Source organism: Hymenobacter citatus (assembly GCF_014333615.1).
GTDB lineage: Bacteria > Bacteroidota > Bacteroidia > Cytophagales > Hymenobacteraceae > Hymenobacter > Hymenobacter citatus.
In genome coordinates this window covers 87,647-113,902 of the sequence record NZ_JACSCY010000013.1, presented here as the reverse complement: position 1 = coordinate 113,902, position 26,256 = coordinate 87,647, and the positions used below count along the sequence as shown (strand labels likewise).

At 53.4% G+C, this 26,256-nt stretch carries 27 protein-coding genes and 1 tRNA gene; 14 read left to right on the top strand and 14 right to left on the bottom strand.

From position 1 onward, the window contains the following. Positions 1-58 precede the first annotated feature (58 nt). Together H8B15_RS15570 and H8B15_RS15565 are read right to left on the bottom strand one after the other, a co-directional pair. A complete protein-coding gene (locus H8B15_RS15570) occupies positions 59-919 on the bottom strand; it encodes a (Fe-S)-binding protein (RefSeq protein WP_187320589.1) in 861 nt (286 codons plus the stop codon). 155 nt (positions 920-1,074) lie between these two features. Further along, positions 1,075-2,343, bottom strand: coding sequence for a 4Fe-4S dicluster domain-containing protein (locus H8B15_RS15565; protein ID WP_246455525.1), 1,269 nt, complete (start codon positions 2,341-2,343; stop codon positions 1,075-1,077). A gap of 15 nt (positions 2,344-2,358) precedes the next feature. On the opposite strand from H8B15_RS15565, the gene H8B15_RS15560 reads away from it, so the two are divergent. Next, positions 2,359-2,685 carry a hypothetical protein gene (locus H8B15_RS15560; RefSeq protein WP_187320630.1) on the top strand — a complete coding sequence of 109 codons (327 nt, stop codon included), beginning with the start codon at positions 2,359-2,361 and terminating at the stop codon, positions 2,683-2,685. Continuing rightward, positions 2,676-2,748: transfer RNA gene (locus H8B15_RS15555), tRNA-Phe, on the top strand. The genes H8B15_RS15560 and H8B15_RS15555 overlap by 10 nt, the downstream gene beginning before the upstream one ends. Before the next feature lie 57 nt (positions 2,749-2,805). On the opposite strand, the gene H8B15_RS15550 is transcribed toward H8B15_RS15555, so the two are convergent. After that, positions 2,806-3,942: a J domain-containing protein gene (locus H8B15_RS15550; protein WP_187320588.1), complete on the bottom strand. Its 1,137-nt coding sequence runs from the start codon at positions 3,940-3,942 to the stop codon at positions 2,806-2,808. Positions 3,943-4,093: 151 nt separating this feature from the next. On the opposite strand from H8B15_RS15550, the gene H8B15_RS15545 reads away from it, so the two are divergent. The 3 genes from H8B15_RS15545 to H8B15_RS15535 are packed head-to-tail and all read left to right on the top strand — an operon-like array spanning position 4,094 to position 5,926. Beyond that, the gene (locus H8B15_RS15545) at positions 4,094-4,468 is read left to right on the top strand and encodes a phage holin family protein (protein WP_187320587.1); all 375 of its coding nucleotides are present in this window, start codon (positions 4,094-4,096) and stop codon (positions 4,466-4,468) included. Between the two features lie 5 nt (positions 4,469-4,473). Beyond that, positions 4,474-5,184 carry a hypothetical protein gene (locus H8B15_RS15540; protein WP_187320586.1) on the top strand — a complete coding sequence of 237 codons (711 nt, stop codon included), beginning with the start codon at positions 4,474-4,476 and terminating at the stop codon, positions 5,182-5,184. Then, entirely contained in the window at positions 5,162-5,926 is a 765-nt protein-coding gene (locus tag H8B15_RS15535) for a geranylgeranylglyceryl/heptaprenylglyceryl phosphate synthase (RefSeq protein WP_187320625.1), read from the top strand. Before H8B15_RS15540 ends, H8B15_RS15535 begins: the two co-directional genes overlap by 23 nt. Before the next feature lie 120 nt (positions 5,927-6,046). On the opposite strand, the gene H8B15_RS15530 is transcribed toward H8B15_RS15535, so the two are convergent. From H8B15_RS15530 to panC, 7 genes are all read right to left on the bottom strand, one after another. Further along, positions 6,047-6,970, bottom strand: a complete 924-nt coding sequence (locus H8B15_RS15530; RefSeq protein ID WP_185281889.1) for a helix-turn-helix domain-containing protein — start codon at positions 6,968-6,970, stop codon at positions 6,047-6,049. 157 nt (positions 6,971-7,127) lie between these two features. Further along, entirely contained in the window at positions 7,128-8,267 is a 1,140-nt protein-coding gene (locus H8B15_RS15525; protein ID WP_187320585.1) for an acyl-CoA dehydrogenase, read from the bottom strand. Between the two features lie 189 nt (positions 8,268-8,456). Next, positions 8,457-9,152, bottom strand: coding sequence for a zinc metallopeptidase (locus H8B15_RS15520; RefSeq protein WP_246455523.1), 696 nt, complete (start codon positions 9,150-9,152; stop codon positions 8,457-8,459). A gap of 15 nt (positions 9,153-9,167) precedes the next feature. Next, positions 9,168-9,656 (bottom strand): D-glycero-beta-D-manno-heptose 1-phosphate adenylyltransferase, encoded by a 489-nt coding sequence (rfaE2, locus tag H8B15_RS15515; protein WP_187320584.1) that lies wholly within the window; start codon positions 9,654-9,656, stop codon positions 9,168-9,170. Continuing rightward, positions 9,643-10,695, bottom strand: coding sequence for a lysylphosphatidylglycerol synthase transmembrane domain-containing protein (locus H8B15_RS15510; RefSeq protein ID WP_187320583.1), 1,053 nt, complete (start codon positions 10,693-10,695; stop codon positions 9,643-9,645). The genes rfaE2 and H8B15_RS15510 overlap by 14 nt, the downstream gene beginning before the upstream one ends. A gap of 192 nt (positions 10,696-10,887) precedes the next feature. Then, entirely contained in the window at positions 10,888-11,235 is a 348-nt protein-coding gene (gene panD / locus H8B15_RS15505; protein ID WP_185281884.1) for an aspartate 1-decarboxylase, read from the bottom strand. A gap of 240 nt (positions 11,236-11,475) precedes the next feature. Beyond that, a complete protein-coding gene (gene panC, locus H8B15_RS15500; protein WP_187320582.1) occupies positions 11,476-12,327 on the bottom strand; it encodes a pantoate--beta-alanine ligase in 852 nt (283 codons plus the stop codon). Positions 12,328-12,445: 118 nt separating this feature from the next. Between panC and H8B15_RS15495 the strand changes: the two genes are divergently transcribed. The 9 genes from H8B15_RS15495 (at position 12,446) to H8B15_RS15455 (ending at position 22,539) form a co-directional block, all read left to right on the top strand. Continuing rightward, complete coding sequence (locus tag H8B15_RS15495) at positions 12,446-13,258, top strand: glycogen/starch synthase (protein ID WP_185281882.1); 813 nt, start codon at positions 12,446-12,448, stop codon at positions 13,256-13,258. Continuing rightward, entirely contained in the window at positions 13,242-14,765 is a 1,524-nt protein-coding gene (locus H8B15_RS15490) for a DUF4270 family protein (protein WP_187320581.1), read from the top strand. The genes H8B15_RS15495 and H8B15_RS15490 overlap by 17 nt, the downstream gene beginning before the upstream one ends. A gap of 85 nt (positions 14,766-14,850) precedes the next feature. Next, the gene (glmS, locus tag H8B15_RS15485) at positions 14,851-16,686 is read left to right on the top strand and encodes a glutamine--fructose-6-phosphate transaminase (isomerizing) (protein ID WP_187320580.1); all 1,836 of its coding nucleotides are present in this window, start codon (positions 14,851-14,853) and stop codon (positions 16,684-16,686) included. A gap of 99 nt (positions 16,687-16,785) precedes the next feature. Then, positions 16,786-17,169, top strand: a complete 384-nt coding sequence (locus H8B15_RS15480; protein ID WP_187320579.1) for a RidA family protein — start codon at positions 16,786-16,788, stop codon at positions 17,167-17,169. 546 nt (positions 17,170-17,715) lie between these two features. Continuing rightward, positions 17,716-19,215, top strand: coding sequence for a T9SS type A sorting domain-containing protein (locus tag H8B15_RS15475; protein ID WP_187320578.1), 1,500 nt, complete (start codon positions 17,716-17,718; stop codon positions 19,213-19,215). A gap of 98 nt (positions 19,216-19,313) precedes the next feature. Beyond that, the gene (locus H8B15_RS15470; protein WP_187320577.1) at positions 19,314-19,499 is read left to right on the top strand and encodes a hypothetical protein; all 186 of its coding nucleotides are present in this window, start codon (positions 19,314-19,316) and stop codon (positions 19,497-19,499) included. A 160-nt stretch (positions 19,500-19,659) separates the two neighbouring features. Beyond that, positions 19,660-21,213: a glutamate--tRNA ligase gene (gltX, locus tag H8B15_RS15465; protein WP_187320576.1), complete on the top strand. Its 1,554-nt coding sequence runs from the start codon at positions 19,660-19,662 to the stop codon at positions 21,211-21,213. A 107-nt stretch (positions 21,214-21,320) separates the two neighbouring features. Next, the gene (locus H8B15_RS15460; RefSeq protein ID WP_187320575.1) at positions 21,321-21,698 is read left to right on the top strand and encodes a hypothetical protein; all 378 of its coding nucleotides are present in this window, start codon (positions 21,321-21,323) and stop codon (positions 21,696-21,698) included. A 70-nt stretch (positions 21,699-21,768) separates the two neighbouring features. Then, complete coding sequence (locus H8B15_RS15455; RefSeq protein ID WP_187320574.1) at positions 21,769-22,539, top strand: TIGR00266 family protein; 771 nt, start codon at positions 21,769-21,771, stop codon at positions 22,537-22,539. Between the two features lie 369 nt (positions 22,540-22,908). Here the strand turns inward: H8B15_RS15455 and H8B15_RS15450 are convergent, their stop codons facing one another. The 4 genes from H8B15_RS15450 to lptB form a co-directional block, all read right to left on the bottom strand. Beyond that, positions 22,909-23,346, bottom strand: coding sequence for a toxin-antitoxin system YwqK family antitoxin (locus tag H8B15_RS15450; RefSeq protein ID WP_187320573.1), 438 nt, complete (start codon positions 23,344-23,346; stop codon positions 22,909-22,911). Positions 23,347-23,442: 96 nt separating this feature from the next. Further along, complete coding sequence (locus H8B15_RS15445) at positions 23,443-24,984, bottom strand: GH3 auxin-responsive promoter family protein (RefSeq protein WP_484496852.1); 1,542 nt, start codon at positions 24,982-24,984, stop codon at positions 23,443-23,445. A 142-nt stretch (positions 24,985-25,126) separates the two neighbouring features. Further along, positions 25,127-25,207 carry a GxxExxY protein gene (locus H8B15_RS21080; RefSeq protein ID WP_343069170.1) on the bottom strand — a complete coding sequence of 27 codons (81 nt, stop codon included), beginning with the start codon at positions 25,205-25,207 and terminating at the stop codon, positions 25,127-25,129. A gap of 315 nt (positions 25,208-25,522) precedes the next feature. After that, positions 25,523-26,254 carry an LPS export ABC transporter ATP-binding protein gene (gene lptB / locus H8B15_RS15435; RefSeq protein WP_187320572.1) on the bottom strand — a complete coding sequence of 244 codons (732 nt, stop codon included), beginning with the start codon at positions 26,252-26,254 and terminating at the stop codon, positions 25,523-25,525. Between the last annotated feature and the right edge of the window lie 2 nt (positions 26,255-26,256).

Here is a 26,256-nt window from a genome sequence, read left to right as displayed (position 1 = left end):
CCCCGGCGGGAAGTTCCGTCGGGGCTGTGTAGATGGGGATTTTTAGGCGGTATATAGCCTATGCGTTCAGGCCTTCGGCCGAGGCCACTAGCTCGGCCAGATCAAATACCTGCACGTTGTTTTCGCGCTCTTTGTTTTTCACGCCATCGGCCATCATGGTCATACAAAACGGGCAACCTACGGCAATGATACTACCCTGATTATTCTGTTTGGGTGCAGGGGTAGCGCCTTCGTTCCCGCTTTCTTTGCCTTGGATATGTGCCAGTGCTTCGGCGTTGCCATCGAGGGTCGCAAGTGCCTCCTCCGTCCGCTCAACGTTGACATCTTTTTTGCCGGGCTCTGGTTCTTTCCACATCTGGGCACCACCGGCACCGCAGCATAACCCATTGGCTTTGCTGCGCTTCATTTCTACCAAGTCGGCATCTAGGGCTTCGAGCACAGCGCGGGGTGCTTCGTAGATATTGTTGGCGCGGCCCAGGTAGCAGGAATCGTGGAAGGTGATGCGCCGGCCTTTATATGCCTCGCCGCCTTCCAGCTTCACCCTACCCCCATCAATGAGCTGCTGCAAGAAGGTGCTGTGGTGAATCACCTCGTAGTTGCCGCCCAACGCCGGGTACTCATTTTTGATGGTGTTGAAGCAGTGCGGGCATGCCGTCACAATCTTCTTCACGTTGTAGCCCTCAAACGTGGTGATGTTCTGCATAGCCTGCATCTGAAACAGAAACTCGTTGCCGGCTCGTTTGGCAGGGTCGCCAGTGCAGGTTTCTTCCATGCCCAGCACGGCGTATTTCACGCCCACGTGCTCCAGAATGCGCACAAAGGCACGGGTTACACGCTTGTACCGGTCGTCGAACGCGCCGGCGCAGCCTACCCAGAACAGTACTTCGGGCTCCTCGCCACGGGCGGCGAAGTCAGACATCAAAGGAACAGCTATTTGACGCTTGGCAGTTTGTTCAGCCATTATAGTTGGTTGACAGTTGTCAGTTTTAATTAGTGAGACGTTATGCTGAGCTTGCTGAAGCATCTCTACCGCTTCGTTAGATTACGCTTCGCCAAGCTCAGCATGACGTTCTTTTATGCCTTCTCGGCCACGTACAGTTCGTCGGCCCAGTTGAAGCGGTCGGAGGGCGAGAAGGCCCAGGGGGCGCCATTGTTCTCAATATTCGAGAACATCACGTTCAGCGAGTTGGGCGCCGCCGACTCTTCCAACACCAGAAAGCGGCGCATTTCGATAATGCTTTCCAGCGGATTGATGTTCACTGGGCAGGCCTCTACGCAAGCATTACAGGTAGTGCAGGCCCACAGCTCCTCAGGCGTCACGTAGCCGCGCAGCAGCGTGTGATTTTCCTTATCGAGCTGTTCCTGCGGTTCGTGTTTGGCAGCGGGGCCATAGAGCGCCGGGTCAAAAATTAGAGGAGAGTTGTATTTCTCCTCCATCCGGTCGCGCGTATCCATGATGATTTTACGCGGTGAAAGCAGCTTGCCCGTCAGGTTGGCTGGGCACACCGAAGTGCAGCGGCCACACTCTGTGCAGGAGTAGGCATTCAGAAGGTTAGTCCAAGCTAGGTCGTTCACGTCCTTCGCCCCGAAGGTGGTAGGGGCAGCTTCGGCACCCTCCGAAGCCGGGGGAGTAGGCACTTGGTAGGTAGGGTCCATCATGGCCTTCACCTCGTGCGTGATACTATCCACATTCGAGAACTGCCCCTGCGGCATTAGCCGTGAGAAGTACACGTTCGGGAAAGCCATGATGATGTGGAAGTGCTTGCTGCTCGGCAAGTAATTCAGGAACAATAGTATGCCCACAATATGCGCCCACCAGCCCACGCGCTCCAGCACGTGTAGCGTAGTCGCATTATCCGGTAAGAAGCCAGCTAACCAGCTACCAATCGGGAACGCACCGGGTAAGGTAGCACCCTCTACTTGGTGCAGTTTCAGGTCTGCGGCGTTCATCACAAACAGCGCTACCATCAATACCACCTCAACATACAGAATGATGTTGGCATCGAGTTTGGGCCAGGCGCGCATTTCAGTACCTCGGAAGCGCCGAACCGGCTCAGCCCGATTGCGGCGCCACCAGAATGCAGCTACTGCAACAATAACCAATGCGCCCAGCACCTCATTGGTAGCTGTGAGGGCGCTGTAGAAACCACCGGCAAAACCCAGCACCCGATGTGTTCCAAAAAGTCCGTCAATCAGAATCTCGATTACTTCAATATTGATGACGATAAAGCCTACATATACTACCAAGTGTAATAGTGCCGGCGTGATGCGCTTAAACATCTTCTGTTGCCCGAAGGCCACAAGCAGGGTTTTCTTAAGTCGCTCGCCTACGTCGCCGGACATGTCCCGGTCGCGACCATGAGAGATATTGGCGCGAATCTTTCGTACCTGCCACGCAAACAGCCCAAAGCCGGCGAGGACAACGAGAAGAAAAATAATGTTCTGGATGGTCACGGGATGGAGTGGAATTGGTGGGACCGAAAAATACTCGTTATGCCTAACAAATTTACCCTTTTTGCCGGAAAGATTTTTCGGCCGGATGATGTCAGTGATTTTAGAGTACGCAAACTTGCCCACGAAAAACACCCCAGCATATTTTTTTTATCAGCGCTTGCATTCCTCAATCTCTTTACTACTTTTGTGCCTCCCAAGGCGCTCAGCGCTGCCGGAAAGCTGGTAACATAGCTCAGTTGGTAGAGCACAGCACTGAAAATGCTGGTGTCGTTGGTTCGATTCCAACTGTTACCACACCGAAAAAGGCCTCTTTGCTTAGCAGAGAGGCCTTTTTTTGTTAACGCTGGTTTGTTACTGGCACTCCTGTACTGCCTCCGAAGCATAGAGATACCCCAGACGCACGGCCCGACGAAAAAACTCACAGGCAGCCCCGGTATTGCCTTCCTGTTGCGCCAACCGGCCTAGTAAGAAATGTACTTGTCCATTCTGCGGGGTAAGAAGCAGCACTCGCCGATAGTCGGTGCGGGCAGCAGCGTAATTACCTTGCTTGTAGTAAGCCAATCCGCGATAGGTTAGCGGCTTCACGTCTACTGACCAGCCCGCGGCGGTTCGTTGCCGCAAGCCGGTAGAGAAATCCCGGATGGCGCCTGCAAACTGCCGCTGTTCAAACAGTCGGATTTCGCCCCGTAGCAGGTAAGCATCGCTCAGTAAAGAGTCTTGTTGCAGCGCGCGGGTAAGGCTGGTAGCGGCCACCTGCGAAAGTCCTAGCTGCGCTTCACACTGCCCCAGCCGTAGCCACAAAGCCGCTGCACCTTGCCCTATTGGTTCCTCTGCCAGTGCTACCTGATAGTCGGCCCGAGCGGCGGTGTAGTTGTGGTTGATGTAGTGCTCAATCTCGCCCCGGCGCCGGTGTGCCGCGGCATAGGTAGGGCGGAAGGCAATGGCACTTGAGAAATAGCTGCGCGCCATATTCCATTGCCGATTGGTGTAGGCGCGCAGCCCGTAGCGGTAGTTACGGGTAGCCGACACATAATCCAGCGTTACTTTCACTGACACGCAAAACAGCACGAGCCCTACGATGAAACCAGCCAAGAGCCACCAGTCGCGGCGAGTAAAGCGGCGGCGCTTAGGAATGGGGCGGTAGTACCGCTCAGCGGAGCCAGCGGGTGGACGGGTGCGCAGGGGTGCGGGCGGCGGCATGGGTACGCCGTACACATGCTGGCTGTGTGCCCGGTAGTGCTGGGTACGGCGCTGCTCCTCGGCCCGGCGTACGACCATCCGTAATTGGTGGTCGTAGGTAGCACGGCGGCCGGGGTCCGATAGCACCTGGTAAGCAGCCGCTACAGCCTTAAACTCTTCCTCAAACTGTGCACTCCCGCCGTGCATATCCGGATGGTACCGCACTGCCAGGCGCTTATACGCTGCTTTTATTTCCTGGGGCGTGGCAGTGGCCGCTACACCCAGTACGTGATAGTGATTCTGACTCAAAGTGCGGGAGTTATCAGTAAAAATAACGCAAAATTCAGACGTGATAGTTGCTTTTGCGTATGACAAACCATTTGGCTGATCCGCTTTCCTAACGGCCAAATCAGCGTTCTGCTGCTAGCTTTATCTATCTGCCATCTTTTTTTTCCGCCGTATGGCCTTCAACAACGACGCTAAAACACCCCACAACGATAGCCTTTTCGGCAATCTGAAAGGCTACCTCGATACACGTATCGATATCCTTCGGCTGGAAGCCCAAGAGAAAGCAAAGACGGCCTTTGTGGGGGCGGCACATGGCATCACTATGGCCGTAATCGGTTTGTTTTTCCTCATCTTCGTGAGCGTTTTTGCAGGCCTGGCGCTCAACTCGGCGCTCGATAGTCCGTTTTGGGGTTTCGGCATCGTAGCAGGTTTCTACCTATTGCTGCTCATCATCTTTTTGGTCGGCGTCGATAAAAAAGTGTTTCAGGGAGTAGCCGATAGGCTGCTGGACAACACGATCTATAAATCTGATAAGCGTCAAGCATAACGCGCATGGCTGAGCTACATAATCCGTTGTTTGAGAACGAAAGAGAATTTCTGGAGCGTCAGAAATTGGAATACGAACGCGCCCTGATGGGTGACGTGGAAGAAATCAAAGAGAAAACCCGGAAGGTAGGTAAGATTGCGCTTGTTGGGGCAGGAGTAGCCAGCGGCGTATGGCTGCTGAGCAAGGTATTTGGTAGCAGCAAGTCATCGGCCAAAAAGCTGTCTGCTGGCTCCAAAGGCCGGAAGAAAAAGAAGCGCCTGAAATCCGGCGCTCCGCTAGGGGTAGGCGCCGTAACGGACGACCTGGGCTTTGGTAGCGCACCGCTCACCGCCTCACATAGCCACGGCCGACCGGCCCAACTGGCCCCCGATGTATACCACACCGACGCGCCTGAGGCCGACCCGTTTCCCCCGCTTCCGCCGCAGCCCAATCGCTTCTCCGCACCTCACTACCAGGCAGCGGAGCCAGACGACGAAGGCTCCGGCTTCTCGTCTATCCTCGCCGACGGCGTGCAGGCTTTCCTGAAGTCGGATACGGGTAAGATGCTGATGGCGCAAGCTACGGCCGTAGTGATGGCCTACGCTGCGAAAAAGGTAGGAGAATATTTGCCTCTGGTCAAAAATCCCGACCTTGCCACTCCTCCCGAGCCGGAAACCCGGGATATTGATTTTACTTACCACCACGACGACGCGCATGCGCCTCGACCCGCTGTATGATACGTTTGTAACCCGTCGCTTGCGCGGCCAGAAGGCGCTGGCCGTTCTCCTCGACCCCGACCAGCTAGACCAAGCCGGTTGCGAGCAGTTGCTGACGCTAAGTGAACAACATCCAATAGATTACTTTTTTGTGGGCGGTAGCTTGGTGACAACAACGCACCAGGCTACCCTCATTCGTTTTATAAAACACCGTAGTTCGGTGCCGGTGGTGCTATTTCCAAGCCATAGCCTGCACCTAGATGCGCAGGCCGACGGCATTCTGCTACTGTCTTTGATTTCGGGTCGCAATCCGGAGTTTCTGATCGGGCAACATGTTATTGCAGCACCCGCGCTCCGACAAAGCGGCTTACAAATACTGCCTACTGGCTATATGTTGGTAGATACGGGTAGACAGACCACAGCCAGCTATATGAGCGGCACCACTCCCCTACCCTACGACAAACCCGCTATTGCTGCCTGCACCGCCATGGCTGGCGAACAGCTAGGCCTTCGCCTGATTTTCCTGGATGGCGGCAGTGGCGCTCTTTACCCCATCACACCGGCCATGATTAGCGCCGTGCGAGCCGCCGTGGAGGTTCCACTTATTGTGGGCGGGGGCATCAACACCACTGAGAAAGCCCATGCCGCCTTCAGCGCCGGCGCCGACGTGCTGGTGGTTGGCAATCAGATCGAAAAAGACCCCGGCTTTCTGGCTGAAATGGCGCAACTCGTACATAGCTTTAATGCTACTCTTACGGAATAACGTCAGCCAATTCCTACCCCAGTAACGCAACAACGCCCGGCCTAAGGCCGGGCGTTCTTATTTGCATCATAATCGTCCACAAAATCCGCGGAATCCGAAAAACCCGACCAAATCCGTGATTTAGATGTTCATAGCCGACTCGCGACGGCGCATCTTACCGGCAGGAATACCGAACATCATCTTGAAACGACGGCAGAAATACGCGGTATCCTTGTAGCCTACCTCTTTGCCGATGTCGCGGATGCTCTTCTTAGTAGTACGTAGCAAGAACACAGCACGCTCCATGCGCTGGTATTCGATGTAGTCCTGCGGATTAATGCCGGTCAGCATTTTGAAATATTGCCCCACATAATCTTCGCTCACGTTTGCTACGCCCGACAGTACTTTGTTGGACAGGTCGCCGCCGATGTTCTCCTTGATGTAGTTGAACAGGTCGATGAGGCGCGGGTCCTTGAAGTAGGTGCTGTTGGTAGCGAGCTGCTCTACGAACATCTTGTTTTTCAAGATGTAACGTACAATTTCCACCACAATATTCTCGGTGTAAATCGTAATCAGTCGCTCGCGGCCGGGGAGGTCCTGTAGGCTTTCCTCTACTACCTTAATGACCAGGTTAGCCAGCTTGGAGTTATTGGAGATAACGAAAGCCGGCACATCCAGCGAAGAGAAAAAGTTAACCGAGTCAAACACCTTGGCTTCGAAGCTCACGAAGCTATGGCTTTCCTCAGCGTCACCAATCAGGTCGAGGTCGGAATTGGAGTGAAAGAACTTGTCTTTGTTGGTAATCAGGTCGTCGTTGCTGATGAGCTTACCGCCGCTTTGGCCGTAGCTCACGCGTGTAGCGCGGCCACCTGGGATAAACAACATTTCGCCTTCTTCTATCACTTGTTCCTCATCCCCGAAAGCGATGCGGCCCTTATGTAATAGAATAAGGTTGTTCCCCATATCGTAAGAATTACGAACAGTGAAGGGCTGCTGCAATACCAGATTTTTCGCTTTGATGTAACGAACTCCCAGTGATTCAATCACTTTATTGTAATCTTCCATTTCTTAGGGGAGGTGGTATATTGTGTTAATGCCAGACGTAACTAGGTCTTTTTCTAGACAATGCAAATAAACATATAAAAATTCACAAAAACGAAAACAAAAACTAATTACCACTAAGTTTTGTACAATAAATCCCGAAATTAGACAATATATATTATTATTTTAATAGTTCGCGTGAGATTACAATTTTCTGTATCTCGGAAGTACCCTCGTAAATCTGCGTGATTTTCGCGTCTCGCATCATGCGTTCTACGTGATATTCCTTCACAAAGCCATATCCTCCATGAATTTGCACTGCTTCTACTGCCGTATCCATGGCCGTTTTGGAGGCAAAGAGCTTGGCCATAGCGCCCGATTTGGCGTAATCTAGCCCATTATCCTTATCACTAGCAGCTTGCAAGCAGAGCAGACGAGCCGCATCTATGTTGGTAGCCATATCCGCCAGCTTGAATTGAATGGCTTGGTGCTTGGAGATTTCAACGCCAAATGCTTTTCGCTCCTGCGCGTACTTCAGCGACAGTTCTAGTGCGCCAGATGCAATGCCGAGTGCCTGTGCGGCAATACCAATGCGTCCGCCTGCCAGCACTTGCATAGCAAACTTGAACCCGAAGCCATCCTCGCCAATCCGGTTCTCCTTAGGTACGCGCACGTCCGTGAACATCAGGGAGTGCGTATCGGAACCACGAATACCTAGCTTGTTCTCCTTCAAGCCAATTACAAAACCCGGCGTATCTTTCTCTACAATAAAAGCATTGATGCCTCGGTGCTTCAACTCTGGATTGGTTTGGGCAATAACCAAGTATACAGAGGCCGACGACCCATTAGTAATCCAGTTTTTGGTACCATTTAATAGGTAGTGGTCTCCTTTATCCTCGGCCGTGGTGCGCTGCATAGTAGCGTCGGAACCAGCTTCGGGCTCGGATAGGCAGAAGGCGCCTATCTGCTCGCCGGAGGCCAGCTTGGTGAGGTATTTCTGTTTCTGCTCCTCGGTGCCATACTTCTCCAAGCCCCAGCATACCAGTGAGTTGTTCACTGACATAATGACGGAGCAGGAAGCATCAACTTTCGAGATTTCCTCCATAGCCAGCACATACGACACTGTATCGAGGCCACTGCCACCGTACTCGGGGCTTACCATCATGCCCATAAAGCCCAATTCGCCCATCTTGCGAACCTGCTCCGTGGGAAACTTCTGGTGCTCATCACGCTCAATCACGCCCGACCATAACTCGCTCTGGGCAAAATCGCGGGCGGCAGCTTGTACGGCTAATTGTTCTTCAGTCAGTTGAAAATTCATACTCTAGTAATGTGGGTGGGGTGGAATTCAGAAGTCAAATTTACTCCGCAAACGTTAGCGATACGGTCAATGACCTAATTTTTCTCCTATTTGTGCTTCTTTATAGCAGATCGATGGGTACTAAAAAACCCTCCGCCTATGGCGGAGGGTTCCCTTATCTTATAGTATAGTGCGGAGTTGCGTACTACCTTAACGCCGGTCGCGGCCACCCATGGCAATACTCACATAATAGAGCAGCGTAGCTAGCGAAGCCAGTGCAGCTACTACGTATGTCATGGCGGCCCACCAGAGAGCGTCTTTTGCCATAGCGTGTTCTTGCTGCGTCACAATGCCCCGGCGGTCTATCCACGCCAAGGCACGGCGTGAGGCGTCGAACTCTACGGGTAGGGTTACAAAGCTAAACAGGGTAGTGAGCGAGAACAGCGCAATACCAATCCAGAGTGGTATGGCTGTGGTTTGGAGCATGAAAATGCCCGCTAGCAGAATCCAAGTCATGTACTTGGAAACGGAGCTGAGCACCGGCACCATGGCCGACCGAAATTGCAACGCGGCGTATGCGGTGGCGTGCTGCACGGCGTGGCCGCACTCATGGGCTGCTACGGCAGCAGCGGCGGCGCTACGCTCCTCATACACGGCTTCGCTTAGGTTCACCGTCTTGTCGGTGGGGTTGTAGTGGTCGGAGAGTTTGCCGGGGGTAGAGATAACGCGAACATCAGTAATGCCATGGTCTTGCAGCATCAGCTCGGCAATTTGCCGCCCCGATAAATTAGATTGCAGGCCTACCTGCGCATATTTGGCAAATTTGCTGCGCAAGCGCCACTGAATCAGACCACTCACAATCATGGCCAGAATAATCAGGAAATACATGGGCGTTATGTGGTACATCGTACAGGAGAGTCGTTAGGGTTGAAACTGTTGGCGGATACGCTCGACAATGCGGGTAGTGCTGTAGCCGTCTACCAACGGTACGGTGCGCACCTCGCCACCGTTTTGTAACACCGTTTCGTGGCCCACAATTCCACTGATTGCATAGTCGTCGCCTTTCACCAGAATGTCGGGTTGTAGCTGCTCAATCAGGGTCAGCGGGGTAGGCTCGTCGAATAGCACCACAGCATCCACAAACAAAAGGGAAGCCAGGATACGGGCGCGTGCCATTTCGTCTTGCAGCGGCCGGCCGGGCTTCAGATTGCCCACCGAGCGGTCGGTGTTGAGACCCACCATCAACACATCGCCCAAGTGCCGGGCCTTTTCCAAGTAGTCGACGTGGCCCAGGTGCAGCAAATCGAAGCAGCCATTGGTGAACACTACGCGGCGGTTGCTGGTACGCCACACGGCGCGTTGGGCTACGGCTGCCTCCAGACTCAAAATCTTGTCTTTACTCCACAACATGCGCGGGGGATCTTGCGGCCAGCGGTTTCGCGGATACTTGGCGGCCCGCCCGGCTTGATTGTACCATACTCAGGGCAAAGCTGATGCCGCCCATCAGCACTACTAATAGCGTTTGCGAGCCGTGCACTACCAAGGCGTATACGATGCCATCTTCCTTTGAAATACCGTACACCAGCAATGTGCTCTGCACCAGCACGTGGTATACACCAAAGCCGCCCTGTACCGGAGCCGCCATCCCAAACGTACCAAAGGTGAGCACTGCCAACGCCGCTACTAGCCCCAGGTGCTGAGTGGCCGGAAAGGCAAAAAACGCCAGGTAACCCATCAAAAAATACACCACCCAGGTGAAGATGGTATGCAGCAGAAAGGTGCCTTTATGGGGCATCCGGCGGATGCTGAAAACACCCGCTAGCATTCCTTTCACAAAGCTGAGCACTTTGCCAAACACCCGGTGCTGCCGCAACCGCTCCAGGTTTCGCCACAGCAGGTACACAGATACAACGCCGAGGCCTAAGCCAATAACAGCCAGCGCAATAAGCGTTTGCTTGCTCTGCCCTAGCGTATCGTACTTGTCGGTTACGAGTCCTGTGGCAAAGCTCCAGAACTTGTTGAACGCCAAGAGCAACGTGGCGCCCAGAATCAGCCCTAGCACTATCACATCAATGATACGTTCCGTAATCATAGTGCCTACCCCTACCTGCACCGGCACCCCACTGGTGCGGCGCAGCACCGAGCAGCGCAGCACTTCGCCCAGGCGGGGCAGCACCAGGTTGGCCAGATAGCCAACCATCATGGCGTGGTATACTTCCCAATAGGATGGGTGGTAGCCGGTGGCATCAATCTGCATTTTCCAGCGGTAGGCCCGACTAAAATAGCCCAGCGCCGATAAGAGCAGCGTCAGGCCCAGCCACCAGTAATTGGCTTGCAGAATAGATTCGCCTACCCTACTCAAGTTCAATCCACGCACGGCGTACCACATCATGGCCACCGAAAAAGCCAGCAGCAGCGCGTATTTGAGAACATTGAGTAATTTCTTCATCAAGTCGGGTCCTTTTAGAAGTTGCGAGTTACTAATAATCAGAAAAAAAGAATGTCATCCTGCGTTTACGAGGGACCTTGTTGAAGTAGAGCGAGTCGTTGTTACACTTGTCGTTCTGGCCTCATAAGGTCCTTCGCTGCGCTCAGGATGACAATCATACAGCACCGGCACGGCGGCTTGGCTGGCAACCACTCAGCTCAGCCGGTTATGCTGATCGGGGAAAACGAGGGTAGGCTTGTGGGCGCGGGCTTCTGCGAAATCAATGAGGGCGTAAGAGAAGATAATCACGATGTCGCCCACGGCCACGCGGCGGGCGGCCGGGCCATTTAGGCAGATCATGCCCGAGCCCCGCTCCCCACGAATGGTATAGGTTTCAAAACGCTCCCCGTTGTTCACGTTCACGATGGTCACCTTCTCATTTTCTACCATGTTGGCCGCGTCCAGCAAGTCCTCGTCAATGGTGATGCTACCTACATAATGTAGCTCCGCCTGCGTGACTTTGGCGCGGTGAATTTTCGACTTCAGAACCTCGATATGCATGAGTGAAAAAGCGGGTGGAATATATCCCGCAAAGATACAGAGGGGAAAGCAGTGAGATGGTGCAAGGGTGAAGATGTGCGTTTGTGAAGTTGTGAATGTGACAGCATCTGTCATCCTGAGCGCAGCGTAAGGACCTTATGCTTGCAGAACGAGTCGTTGTGACGCTCGTCGCTCTATCGTGAGAAGGTCCTTCGCTGCGCTCAGGATGACAGACGCTGTCACATTCACAACTTCACAAACTCACAACTTCACCACTATATTATCAATCAGGCGCACGCTACCGAGGTGCGCCGCTAAGCACAGCGCCACAGCGTCCTGCTGTTGCCAGGACCCCGGCAAGGGTTGTAGCGTTTGCGCGTCGGCCACCTCTATATACTCCAGTGAAATAGCAGGGGTAGCAGCCAGATACTCAGCTACTGCGGCCTGCACGGCAGCAGGCGCGGCACCGGCCTGCACCAGATCGGCAGCCTGACGTAGTGCCTCGTACAGGCGCGGCGCTACGGCCCGCTCGTCCGGCGTGAGCCGCCGGTTGCGCGACGACATCGCCAGTCCGTCTTCTTCTCGTACGGTAGGGAACACCACCAATTCCAGCGCAAACGACAAGTCAGCTACCAGCTGCCGGATGATGGCAACCTGTTGTAAGTCCTTCTGCCCGAAGTAAGCGCGGTGCGGTTGGCACAAGTGAAACAGCTTGCTTACCACCGTGGCTACCCCATTGAAGTGGCCTGGCCGGTGGGCGCCTTCCATCACTCGCTCTAGCGACCCAAAATCAAACCGCAACACGGTGGGCGTTGGGTACATCTCCTCCACGGAGGGTAGGAACAGTGCCGTGCAGCCTGCCGGGCCCAGCAGGGCAGCGTCGGCCTCGGGCAGACGGGGGTAGAGCCGGAAGTCGTCGGGGTTGTTGAACTGGGTAGGGTTGACGAAGATGCTCACCACTACCACATCGTTGGCCGCCGCTGCGGCGCGCACCAATTGCAGGTGGCCTTCGTGCAGGGCGCCCATGGTAGGCACCAGCCCAATGCGCTTGCCCGCCTGCCGCCACTGCTCCACATGGGTGAGTAGGGAGGCCGCCGTGTAAAGTATGTTCATGAAACAAAAAGCCCGCTATTTACGATGCCCAGGCCGGATTAGTTGAAATTTTGCTTAAAAATGTTTAATTTTGTGCATCCCAAAGTGTTGCCCTTTCCCAATCACCAACATAACCACTATGTCTAAGTTGAGAATACTCTATGCTGCCACGGAAATCAATCCGTTTCTGCAAACGACCAAGGTAGCGGAGTTTCTGCGCATGTTGCCGCAGGGAATGCAAGAGATGGGGATGGAAATCCGCATTTTTGTACCCCGTTTCGGCATTATCAATGAGCGTAAAAACCGCTTGCATGAGGTGGTTCGGTTGTCCGGCATCAACATCGCCGTGGGAGAAGAGGAAAAGCCGCTGGTAATTAAAGTAGCGTCGATTCCGAACGCGAAGTTGCAGGTATATTTCATCGATAACGAGGATTATTTTCACCGCAAATCGGTATTGGTCGACAAGAACGATAAGTTTCACGCCGATAATGACGAGCGGGCTATCTTCTTCTGCAAAGGCGTGCTGGAAACGGTAAAGAAATTGGGTTGGGCGCCGGATATCGTGCATTGCAACGACTGGATGACGGGCCTTATTCCGATGTACCTGAAAACGACCTATAAGAAGGATCCGATTTTCAAGGATGCCAAATCGGTGTTTACCATCTACAACAATGAGTTCAAGCACAAGTTTGGACAAGACATCATTGAGAAAGCTAAAATGCTGGACATTGATGACGAGATGCTGGCCGCGCTAAAATCGGCTGACTTTGGCGGCTTTATCAAGGTAGGAATGGAGTACGCCGATTCGGTGGTGAAATCGGACGAGGATTTCAGCGACAATCTGAATGCGCTGTTCACCGAATACTCGCAGAAATGCCGCATCGGGCAGATGGGTGCCGACCAGGATTTGCTGACTTCTTACTACGATCTATATAATGAACTGGCCAACTAAGGCCCTGCGCCGCTGGTCGGCGTGCCTGCTTTCCGCACCGGCTCTGTTGATGGCAACTGGCTGCGAAGATCCCAACAACATCAGCGTGGAGCTGCCCGGCAGCGCTAGCACTACTACCGAGTACCGCGACTTGCCCGTGATGGCGTATACCGTACGCCGGGACTCCCTGCCTACCCTCAATGCAAGCCAAATGCTATTGGGTAGGGTGCGCGACAATAATACCGGCATCGTGACGGCGGCGCGAGTGTATACCAATTTGCAAGTCACTACCGATCCGCTGCCCGCTACGTTTGCGGGAGCACAGCTCGACTCGGTTACGCTTATCATGGCGTATACCCGCGCCTACGGCACCACTGCTCAGCCAGGCCGGTTCAATGTGTTTGGTTTACAGCAGAAGTTGGATGAGCGCGTAGCCTATAACTCCAGCACTAGTGCAAGTGTGGGCACGCCATTACTGAGCAACGTGACTATTCCATATAGTCCGGAGCGGCGGGAACGCCAGCCATCCTCCCCATCCAGCACCACCGATACCGTTACGACAGTAGCAACCGTTCCCCAGGCGCTGAACTTCCGGATTGCTAAGTCTGCTTCCTTTAGTACGGGCTTGTTTGCTTTGCTGCAAAAAACGGATTTCACGCAGGCCCAACTCGACGCGTACGTCGCCGGCTTAGCCGTAGCACCAGCAGATGATTATGTAGGTGCTGTTGCCAGTATCAATCCTTCGTATACGATACTGGCATTCTATTACCACGACCCAGCTCGCCCTTCCATCCGGCGTGTGTACCGGATGGCCAGCAATGTGAACAATGATGCCCGTTACTTCACGCAAATCACACCCGATTTCAGTGCAGCTGGCCCTTTAGCAGCAGTAGCAGACAAAAAGCAATCGGTACCTGCTGCCGTCACTAATGAAGTAACTTATATTCAGGATGGTGTTGGATTAGCTACGAAGCTGGTTATTCCTGGTTTAGAGGAACTACGTAAGCAATCCGGTATATCAATCAACCGCGCCGAGCTATTGGTACCTGTTAAGCCATTTAGTAACAGTGTATTTCCCTACCCTGGTTATCAGTCGTTGAATAATCCAACGAGGGACGCAGCTGTTACCAAGACGTATCTCTACGAGGCTAACAACGAAAACAACCGGATACTACAGCGCACGATTCTATCGAATCCCATTAATCGTTTAGTACAGGCAGATCAGGCCAATCAGCAAAGCCAATCGTACCAGGGAGCCTCCAATTCTTCTCCGGCAGCGGGCTCACAGGCTGAAGGTACGTTATACAGCGTAGATGCCTCTACGTTGTATTATAGCATCCTGATGACCAGCTACACGCAGGCCTACCTGCTGAATCAGCTAGGTGGCGAACTGCCTTCTGCCTTTTTGTTTTCACCTACCCTAGCCTTACCGAAAGCCTATCAGCCCACCGTCAACGTATCGCTGAATCGGGCAGTGCTGGACGCTAATAATATCAAGCTACGCGTGTACTTCTCTAATCGGCAGTAGGCAAACTCCACACCCGCTACCGGTTTTCGGCACGCACTTTGCCGGCCGGCTACCCTTTCCATCTATCGGCTTTTTTCTGAACGCTATGTGCGGAATTGTTGCATACATTGGGCACCGTGAGGCTTGTCCTATTATTCTAAAAGGATTGCACCGGCTTGAATACCGGGGGTATGATTCGGCAGGTGTGGCTCTGCTAAATGGCACGCTGAGCGTGTACAAGAAGAAGGGCAAGGTAAATGACCTTGAAAAATTTATTGCGGGTAAAGATTTACACGCCCAGATAGGTATGGGCCATACCCGCTGGGCTACCCACGGTGAGCCCAACGATGTAAACGCCCACCCACACTACTCTACCTCCGAACGCATTGCCATCATCCACAATGGCATCATTGAAAACTACGCGTCGCTAAAAACGCACTTGCAGCAGCAGGGCCACGTATTTCACTCCGATACGGATACAGAGGTTTTCGTTAATCTAATTGAAGAAATCCAGAGCAAAAATAGCTGCTCGCTGGAAGAAGCAGTGCGCCTAGCCCTGCATGAGGTAGTAGGTGCCTACGCCATTGTAGTGCTAAGCAAAGATGCTCCTAACCAACTGATTGCTGCTCGTAAAGGCTCACCACTGGTTATTGGTGTGGGTCAGAACGAGTTTTTCCTGGCTTCGGATGCCACTCCCATCATTGAATATACCAACGAAGTAGTATATGTGAATGACTACGAAATTGTGGTTATTCGAGACGGCAGGCTGGATATTCAATCTAAAGAAGCCGTGCAGCAAACGCCTTATATTCAGAAGCTGGAATTGGCACTGGATAGCATCGAAAAAGGCGGTTACGAGCACTTCATGCTGAAGGAAATTTTCGAGCAGCCTCGTTCTATCCTAGACTCTATGCGCGGGCGCCTGGAGTTGAAATCCGGCCACCTAAACATGGCGGGTGCGCGGGCCTATGAGCAGAAGTTTATTCATGCACAGCGCATTATTATCGTGGCTTGTGGCACCTCCTGGCACGCAGGTTTGGTAGCCGAGTATCTGCTGGAAGACTTGGCACGCATTCCTGTAGAAGTAGAGTACGCCTCTGAGTTCCGCTACCGCAACCCAGTACTTTCCGAACGCGATATTGTAATTGCTATTTCGCAATCGGGTGAGACAGCCGACACGCTGGCAGCCATTGAACTAGCTAAATCGAAAGGCGCTACCATTTTCGGTATCTGCAACGTGGTAGGCAGCAGTATTGCCCGCGCTACAGATGCTGGTGCTTATACCCACGCTGGACCCGAAATTGGGGTAGCTTCTACCAAAGCCTTCACCGCTCAGGTAACGGTGCTCACGCTGCTGGCCATGATTGTGGGGAGCAAGCGCGGCACCCTCACCGACACCAAGCTGCGTGAGCTAATGGTGGAGCTGGATATGATTCCATCTAAGGTAGAAAAGGCGCTTCAGCTAGATACGGAGATCAAGCAGATTTCTGAAATCTTCAAAGATGCCAGCAACTTCCTCTACCTGGGTCGGGGCTACAACTTCCCGGTAGCGCTAGAAGGCGCCCTTAAGCTTAAGGAAATTAGCTACATTCATGCTGAGGGCTACCCTGCGGCGGAGATGAAGCACGGCCCTATTGCTCTGATCGACGAGAACATGCCGGTGGTCGTTATTGCTACCAAAGATCAGTCATACGAGAAGGTGGTTTCCAACATCCAGGAGGTGAAGGCGCGCAAAGGTCGCATTATTGCCGTGGTAACCGAAGGTGACGAGGTAATTCCTAAAATGGCGGAGTTTGTCATTGAAGTACCTGCAACGTCCGACGTGCTGATGCCATTGGTATCGGTAGTGCCGTTGCAACTACTCTCATACTACATTGCCGTGATGCGCGGCTGCAACGTAGATCAGCCCCGCAACCTAGCTAAGTCTGTGACAGTGGAATAATTTCCTCTACCCTTAAAAAGCCGCTCCGGATACCGGAGCGGCTTTTCTGCTTTACATTTAACCCATTGAAACCCGTGTTCCTTAAAATCTCATTTTGCTATGGCTCATTCCGTCATTTTTTCGCCCGATGCTCCTGCGCCTATCGGGCCATATAGTCAAGCCGTGCAGGCTGGCAACACTGTGTACGTTTCGGGGCAAATTCCGCTGGATGCAACAGGCCAAATGATAGGCGACGGCGATGTAGTCGCCGAAACGCACCAGGTAATGCGCAATCTGCAAGCCGTGTTAGGTGCTGCTGGTCTCACGCTGGCCAACGTAGTGAAGTGCAGCATTTTTGTGAAAGACCTGCATAATTTCGGCCGCATCAATGAGGTATATGGCAGCTACTTTGAGGAAGGCTATGCTCCTGCCCGCGAAACGGTGGAGGTAGCACGTTTACCGAAGGATGTGCAGGTAGAGATATCCTGTATTGCTGTTCAGTAAGGGTAGCCATTTCACTAACAAAAGAACTCAGCTTTTACCTCGGTAGCCGCTAAATCCCTACTGAGATACACAAGAACGCCCCTGGTCTTACAAGACCAGGGGCGTTCTTGTTTTAATACCAAAATTTTTTCTTTTATCAACAACATGCTATTAAAATTTTGTACAAATCTTACATCAATTGCTATGGTATTTATAAAGTACAATTATGGCATCAATATTGAAATAAAAAGTACAAATTACTGGTTTGTAGATAGTTTTATTTGCTTTTAAGACTAGCATAGATACATAATTATAAAAGCCAAATTTATTAATACAATACAAAATCAAGACTATAAGACCTAGCAGATTTTAAACAGCTCTTCTTGCTTCAAGACCATTTAATAGCACTGTATGAGACTTCTTTATTGCCTTCTGCTTTGCCTACTATCTTTTCTTAGCGCTTATGCGCAAACTGTACCGGCGGTTACGTACACAGAGCCTATTGTGATAACACGCGGCGGCACGTACACAGGCAACTACCGCAGTCTGGACTCTAAGGTGCCGTGCGTGATTGTATCTACCTCCGAGCCTGTAACCCTCATAGATTGCACGCTGGTAGGTGCCGGTGACCTAATCAAAACTGGGGGCGGCGTAGATTTGACGGTGCGCAACTGCCGCGGCTACGGCCTGACGCCTACCGTTGACAATCGTACGCGTGGACGGTTTCTGGATGCATACCAAGCTAAACAGCTAATTATTGAGCACAATTACATGGAGCACACAGCCGGTATGGTTGTGAACCGTTGGAGCGGTAATGGTTCAGCTCAACAGACCCTGACGGTACGTTACAACCAAGGCCTGAACTGCGACGGCCGCTACCGCAATGGCGGCAAAGAAACCCGCAGCTTTGTGCAGCTCAACACGGTGCAACAGCTGGCAGGCATTGAAATCAGCTACAACGAGTTCCGCAACGAACCCAATGAGAGTGCTGTGGAAGACAATATCAACTTCTACAACTCGTCGGGCACGGCACAAAGTCCTGTTAAAGTGCACGACAACTACGTGCAAGGGGCCTACCCCTACCCTGCTACTGAACCGTCTTTCCATGGCACTGGCCTTACAACTGATGGCGACGGCAGCACTCCTACCACCACGGCTGCTTACATTGAAGCTTATCAGAATCAGTTTGTGAGCACCTGCAACGCGGCCATGAATATTGCCGCTGGCCATCACATTCACTTCTACAACAACCGCATGGTGACGGACGGCTTGCTACCGGACGGCACGAAACTGAAGGCAACGTATGCTGCCACGGCCGTCTTCAATTACTATAAAAAAGACGCCGCTACGTTTAACAACAACACCATCAGCAACAATACTATCGGGTACGTAAAATGGGGCTATAATAGCCCCTACAAAGACCGCCAGGATCTGAGCGCCGGTAACTGTGCTACTTGTAGTGAAACAACGCACCTACCCAATCCCATTACCCCAGCCATGGAGCAAGACGAATGGTCGCTCTGGCAGCAGAAGCTACAGCAGCAGCAGGTGTCTGTAGGCGTGTTGCGTACTGCTGGTAGTGGCGGTGGCACGATATTACCCGTTGCATTGGCCCGATTTGAATCTAAATATGTAGGTGCCCGTCTGCTAGCTACCTGGACTACCGCGCAGGAACTTAATAGCAGCTACTTTGAAGTACAACAAAGCACTACAGGCCTAGAGTTTTCCTTGGCGGGCCGTGTGCAGGCCGCCGGCAACAGCACCAGTGCCCGCACCTACTCATTAGGGTTGCCACCCTTAACGGAGCGGGTGTATCTACGGCTGAAAATGGTAGACACTGATAGCAGTGTTCGGTACAGCGAAGTGATTAGCTGCCAATCTTTCGCTGGGACCACAACGATTCGAGCCTCTGAGCACACACTGTATAGCCTAACAGGCGAGCAACTATGGCGGCAGCCAGCCTCGGAAAACGGCCCCGACTTACGCAACCTACGCCCTGGCATCTACGTGCTTCGAACCCGCCAGACTGATGGCAGCCAGGTAAGCGAAAAAATACTTATTCAATAGGAAAATCTATTCAGCAGCACGCGCTGAGAATCATAATAAATTTGTATAATTATCTATTAATAAACCACATACATATTTACTGCCTTCTCTCTTTTCGTATGAAAGAACTTGGTTTGGGTTTATTTCTGATTGGGCTGGTTTCATTGGTGCTCCCATTGCTGGGCCTGAAACTCGTTTTTCTGACTTGGATTGAGCAATGGGGGCCTACCGTATCCTGGCTTATTCGGGGCGGCCTTACGCTGCTAGGGCTTATCCTCTACCTCAGCACTCGTAACCGGGATTAGAAGGCGAAATGGTGAGATGGTGAAATAGTGAGTCTGACGTTTTATCCTCGCCGCTTGCGCAGGTAGGACGTCAAACTCACTATTTCACTATCTCACCATTTCACCGTTCGTATCTTTGCGTAGTGCTGCTGTCTGGCGGCACTACGAACTGTTGTTTCTTATGGAAAGAGAAGTACGGGTACGCTTTGCCCCTAGCCCTACCGGTCCGCTGCACATCGGCGGCGTGCGCACTGCGCTGTATAATTATTTGCTGGCCCGCAAGCTGGGCGGCAAGATGCTGCTCCGCATCGAGGATACGGACCAGAACCGCTTCGTGCCCGGTGCCGAGCAGTACATTCAGGATTCGCTGGCGTGGTGTGGTATCGAGCTGGACGAAAGCCCCTGGAAAGGTGGCCCGCATGCGCCCTACCGCCAGAGCGAGCGGAAGCCTATGTACATGCAGTACGCCTTGCAGCTCATCGATTCGGGTCACGCCTACTACGCTTTTGATACGCCCGAAGAGCTGGATGCCATGCGCGCCCGCCTGACGGCCGCCAAGGTGCCCAATCCGCAGTATAACGCCATCACGCGTAGCCAGATGCGCAACTCCACTACCCTACCCGAGGATGAGGTGAAGCAGTTGCTGGACGCGGGCACACCCTACGTGATTCGATTGAAAGTGCCACGCAAGGAGGAAATCCGCTTCAACGACCTGATTCGCGGCTGGGTAGTGGTGCACTCCTCGGCTGTGGATGATAAGGTACTGATGAAATCGGATGGCATGCCTACCTACCACTTGGCCAACATCGTGGACGACCACCTGATGGAAATCACGCACGTGATTCGGGGGGAAGAATGGTTGCCCTCGGCCCCGCTACACGTGCTGCTGTACCGCTACCTGGGCTGGGAAAGCACTATGCCGCAGTTTGCCCACCTGCCGCTGCTACTCAAGCCCGACGGCACCGGCAAGCTCAGCAAGCGCGACGGTGACCGGCTGGGTTTCCCAGTATTCCCCTTGGAGTGGCACGGCACGGATGCCGAAACCGGTGCGCCTACCGTGAGCAGCGGCTACCGCGAAAGCGGCTACCTACCCGATGCGTTCATCAACTTCCTGGCCTTTCTGGGCTGGAACCCCGGCACGCAGCAGGAACTGTTTTCGATGGACGAGCTGATTGAGGCGTTTTCCATTGACCGCGTGAGCAAGTCGCCGGCCCGTTTCGACCAGCACAAGGTGCGCTGGTACAACGAGCAGTACCTGCGCGCCAAGCCCAACGCTGAGCTGGCGCAGTACCTGCTCGACGCCCTGCACGAGCACGGCGTGGATTGCACCCGTGAGAAGGCCGAGCAGATTGCCAGCGTGATGAAAGAGCGCGTGACCTTCCCGCAAGATTTCTGGCAGGAAGCGCAATACTTCTTCCAGGCCCCGGAAAGCTACGACGAGCAAGTAATTAGCAAAAAGTGGAACGCCGCTACTGCCAACGCATTGGCCGCTTTTGCCCGAGAGCTACCCACCGCCGCGCCTTCTACTCCCGACGAAATCAAGGCGTTGCTGACGCAGGTGCTAGAGCGTGAGGGCGTGAAGCTAGGCCAGGTGATGCAAGCCTTGCGCGTAGCTATAACGGGCGCCGCTGCTGGCCCCGATCTAATGGAAACCATGCATATTCTGGGCAATGAGGACATCAGCCAACGCATTCTGACGGCAGTAGAGCGTCTAAGCACCCGCGCTACTGCCTAGTCTCGCCATCGTAGGGCATCCTGAACAAGGGCCGCTTCGTACTAGCTACGGGGCGGCCTTTTGCATTGATGTAGCTTGCCCCTACCTCTTTACGAAGCAATACGACAATGGCTAAGAAACCTGTCAATAAGAAAAAAGCAGATCCCGATAAGAAAGCACGGGTGCACAAAGAATTGGAAGGGTTTGAAATCAAAGTGAACCCGCTGGGCGAAATCACTTCCAATTATTCCATCGAGGACATCAACAAGTTCCTGAACCGCCATGTGCGCGACAAGAAGCTGGTGAACCGCGACGGCCAGTTTGGCGGCAACGACGAGGACGACCTCTACCCCGTGGAAGAAGGCAGCCCCGAGGTGGAAGAATCGGAAGAGGATTTTATGGCGCGCACCAGCAAGCCCGCGCCCAAGAAGCCTACTCGTAAGGGCAAGCCTGCCACCGAGGAGGACGATGAGGAGTTCGAAACCGGCCGCGAGGACGACGAATAGCAGCAACAGGATCGGTTGATTTAATCGGCTGATGTACTATACTTGCGCTCGTTCTTTTCTTCCTACCACCATGCATTCACACGACGTCGACTACCGCATTCTTGGCCACGATATTCAGGTTCTGGAAATAGAGCTGGACCCGAATGAAACCGTTATTGCCGAGGCCGGTGCCATGGTGTATATGGAAGAGAGCATTGCTTTCGAAACCAAAATGGGTGATGGGTCGGCCCCCGACCAGAGCGTGCTGGGTAAGCTGTTTTCGGCGGGCACGCGCTTGCTCACGGGCGAGTCGCTGTTTATGACGCACTTCACCCATCGGGGTAGCTATGGCAAAAGCAAAGTTGCCTTCTCAGCACCCTACCCCGGCACCATTATCCCCGTTGATCTTGGTACCCTGCCGCAGGGACTGATTGTGCAGAAAGATGGCTTTCTGGCAGCGGCGCGGGGCACCAAGATCAGCATTCATTTCAATCAGAAACTGGGAGCAGGTTTTTTCGGCGGCGAAGGATTTATTCTGCAAAAGCTAACCGGTGACGGCAAAGCCTTTGTGCATGCTGGTGGCACTATCATCGAAAAACGCCTCAACAACGAACTGCTGCGCGTAGACACAGGCTGCGTGGTGGCTTTTGAACCAGGTATCGATTTCAGCATTACACGGGCTGGTGGCCTGCGCTCCATGATATTTGGAGGCGAAGGGCTGTTGCTGGCCACGCTGCGCGGCACTGGCCGCGTATGGCTGCAATCGATGCCCGTGAAGAAACTGATTCAGGCGCTGGCACCAGCTGGCAGCAATGCCACCAAAGAAAGCGGTGGCCTGTTTGGTAGCTTGCTGGATGAATAGCTTTGCTGGTGGTTTAGCCCAATAAATTCACTACAATAACCAATAAACTTACCACAAAAGCGGCTCCCAGCGCCCCCAAAACGCCCAATATGGCTTTGTTGCCTAACCGTGGCAATAAAGAGAAAGCCCGACGACGCTTGCGGCGGGTATATACACCCCGTTGACGGGAGCGGGACGATGAGGACGCAGAATCAGCGGAACTGAGGGTAGCGGACATGGGCGGGTGAGGTTAGTGCGTAGTACTCCTAATGTGTATTTTATTCTAAAAAGTTTCTTCGTGAAATCGACTAACATACGCTTCCTACCGACGAGTTGGATTGCCTGCACGATATTCACTGTTAAGTAATTATGCAAAAGCGGGGCCACACCTTACTTCTCGGCTGTTGAGTCGCTGCTAATCCGGTTACCGCCTTCGTACGTTTCTATTTTTACCATCTTGCCCTGCACGTTAAAATAGTGCCACGGACCAAACCAATAGAAATGTGGTCCGTCGGGCTCGTTGACGTAGCGCGCCTGCCCCTGCCGTTGGAGCTTACCCGTTAAATCGTAATGGCGGATGGAGATTAAGCCACTGGGCTTGCGGTGATATAGCTCCCATTTTTCCCGTTGCCCATTAAAACTATAATAGCGCCAGCGCCCCCGCTCGTAGTTGTGCCGAAAGCGGCCTTTGGCAGCCAGATGCCGCTCGGTTTCATCATAGTAGATGCGCCAGGGCCCCTGCCGCTCCAGTTTTGCGTTATACTGGTTGCGCGACCAAAAGCCAATGGGTTTGCGTGCCGACGTGCAAGCTGACAAGCTTAGACCCATCAACAAAAGAAGGCTGAAACAAGACGTGTAACGCATGGTGTGTAAGTAAATAGAGTGACTGATAATGACTCTGTTAACTTACAACTAAATTATTAGTTATACTATTTCTTTCGGTAGCAGCCGCAGTATTTCTTCTAGCAGTTCGCGGGAGTTGCTGAGACGCGGTACTTTATGCTGACCACCCAACTTGCCTTTGCCAGCTAGCCACTGCTCAAATGTGCCGGGTGGCGCTACCGTGACCACAGGGCGCACCAAGGCCAAGTCGCGGTGACGCTTGGCATCGTAGTCGGAGTTGAGGTGGCGGAGCGTATCATCCAACACGGCCACAAATCGCTCTGGATTTGTGGGTTGTACGTTGAACTCTACCAGCCACTGGTGGCCACCCCGCGAGGTATCGGTGTTGCTGAAATAAATGGGCGCGGCCGTGAAATCGCGCACAGTGGCGCCCGTAGCCTGGCAGGCGGCCGCAATAGCCGCATCGGCGTTTTCTATTACTACCTCTTCGCCAAAGGCATTGAGGAAGTGCTTGGTGCGGCCCGTAATACGAATACGGTAGGGCGCCAAGCTGGTAAAGCGCACCGTATCGCCAATGTTGTAGCGCCACAGGCCCGCGTTGGTGCTAATAATCAGCGCGTAGCGCGGCCCGATTTCCACCTCGGCCAATGTGCAGGCTTGCGGATGCTGCTGCCCCAACTGATCGAGGGGTAGAAACTCGTAGTAGATACCGTGGTCGAGCAGGAGCAGGAGGTCTTCCGAATTGGGCTCGTCCTGCAACGCCAGGTAGCCTTCGGAGGCATTGTAGATTTCGAGGTAGTGCATCCGTTCCCGCGGAATCAACTGCCGAAACAGCTCGCGGTAAGGCCCAAAGGCCACTGCGCCGTGCAGAAACAAACTCAGGTTGGGCCATACCTCTGTGATGTTAGCTGCGCCGGCCAATTCCACTACCCGGCGCAGCAGCACAATCATCCAAGTAGGTACCCCGGCCAACACGGTTACGTCCTGGGTGAGCACGTGGCGGGCAATACGCTCTATTTTCTCTTCCCATTCGTCCAGCAAGGCCAACTCCAGCGGCGGCGTCCGGATATATTCGGCCCAGGCAGGCAGGTTCTGCATAATCACCGCCGATACGTCGCCAACACGTGAGTCGGGCTCAGCAGGGCGAAACGGATTGGGGGCGTGCGTACCACCCAACGACAGCGTCTTGCCACCTAACACCTTATGCTCGGGGTAGTGGTAGGTAGCCAGTGCCGTCATGTCGCGGCCGGCGCGGTAGTGGCCCTCGTGCAACGACTCCCGGGTGACGGGAATATACTTGCTGCGGGCGTTGGTGGTACCGCTGCTCTTGGCAAACCACTGCACGCGGCCGGGCCACAGTACATCGGCCTCCCCTTGCAACACGCGCTCTAGCGCCGGATAAAGTTCCTCGTAGGTGCTGATAGGCACCCGCTGCGCAAAGTCAGCGGCCGTTAGTCCATCGCCGAAGCCGTATTGCCTACCCCATTCCGTATCGCGGGCCGTGTGCAGGAGCGTACGCAACACCTGCGCCTGGGCCTCGTGCGGGTGGTTCCGGAATTGCGCAATATCGCCCAAACGCCGTTGCACGGCCCACGACAGAATCGCAGATGTTGCAGATTGGATGGATTTCACAGATTCGAAATACGCAATTTTGCTGTACAGAAGCTATGATTACACACAGGTTGAATGTTCAGCAGGACCTGATAAAGCGTTTGAACATGAGGCTGCCAGAACCAAAATTCAAAAGCAAGCCTACTTCTAGTTGCTACGCATTCAGGTAGTTGATAATCTGCGTGTGATGAATTGGTAGAATTTCGGTTACAGCTTTTCGCTCCAAAAGCAACACTTCTTCGACCAAAAAACCAACGCGGCGGCTTCCTACCTACTCATTATGGTAATATAGCGGCAATACCAATTTGCGTTGAAAACCGACGCTTGCCGCTTGCATCTCTAATGCCAAGCTACGCTCCTGCCTCCGGAAACCCAGCCCCTAATGTCTGGGGCACCTGCATCGCATACCCAATGACACGCCCCGTAAGGGTCTGGTATTTATACTCTTCCATAAGAAATAGCACTCAAAAATCAATAATTATCTTACTATAAACGCCTTATAAAAATCAAACGAATTCCTATAATCCTTTTTAATCTGCAAAATCTGCGATTATATTTTACGCTTCAACTCGAAATGCTTGCCCAGGTACACCCGGCGCACCATTTCGTCGGCGGCTAGCTCCTCGGCGGTACCAGCTTTTAGGAGCTTGCCCTCGAAGAGCAGGTAGGCGCGGTCGACGATGCTGAGCGTCTCATTTACGTTGTGGTCGGTGATGAGGATACCAATGTTCTTGTGCTTGAGCTTGGCCACGATGCCTTGGATTTCCTCTACGGCAATGGGGTCGACGCCGGCGAAGGGCTCGTCCAGCAGCACAAATTTGGGGTCGACGGCCAGGGCGCGGGCAATTTCGGTGCGCCGCCGCTCGCCGCCGCTCAGCACGCGGCCCAGGTTTTTGCGCACGTGCGTGAGGCTGAACTCATTCAGCAGTTCCTCTACCTTGTCGCGCTGGGCCTGCTTCGGCTGGCCGGTCATTTCCAGCACCGACAGGATGTTTTCTTCCACCGACAAATCCCGGAACACCGAGGCCTCCTGCGCCAAATAGCCAATGCCCCGGCGGGCGCGCTGATAGATGGGCAGCTTGGTGATATCCTCATCGTCCAGAAACACCTTGCCGGCATTGGGCTTCACCATGCCTACCGTCATGTAGAACGAGGTGGTTTTGCCAGCCCCGTTTGGTCCCAGCAGACCCACAATCTCCCCCTGCTCCACGTGCAACGACATATCGTTGACTACAGTGCGGGCTTTGTATTTCTTGAATAAGTGCTCAGCGCGAAGAATCATAC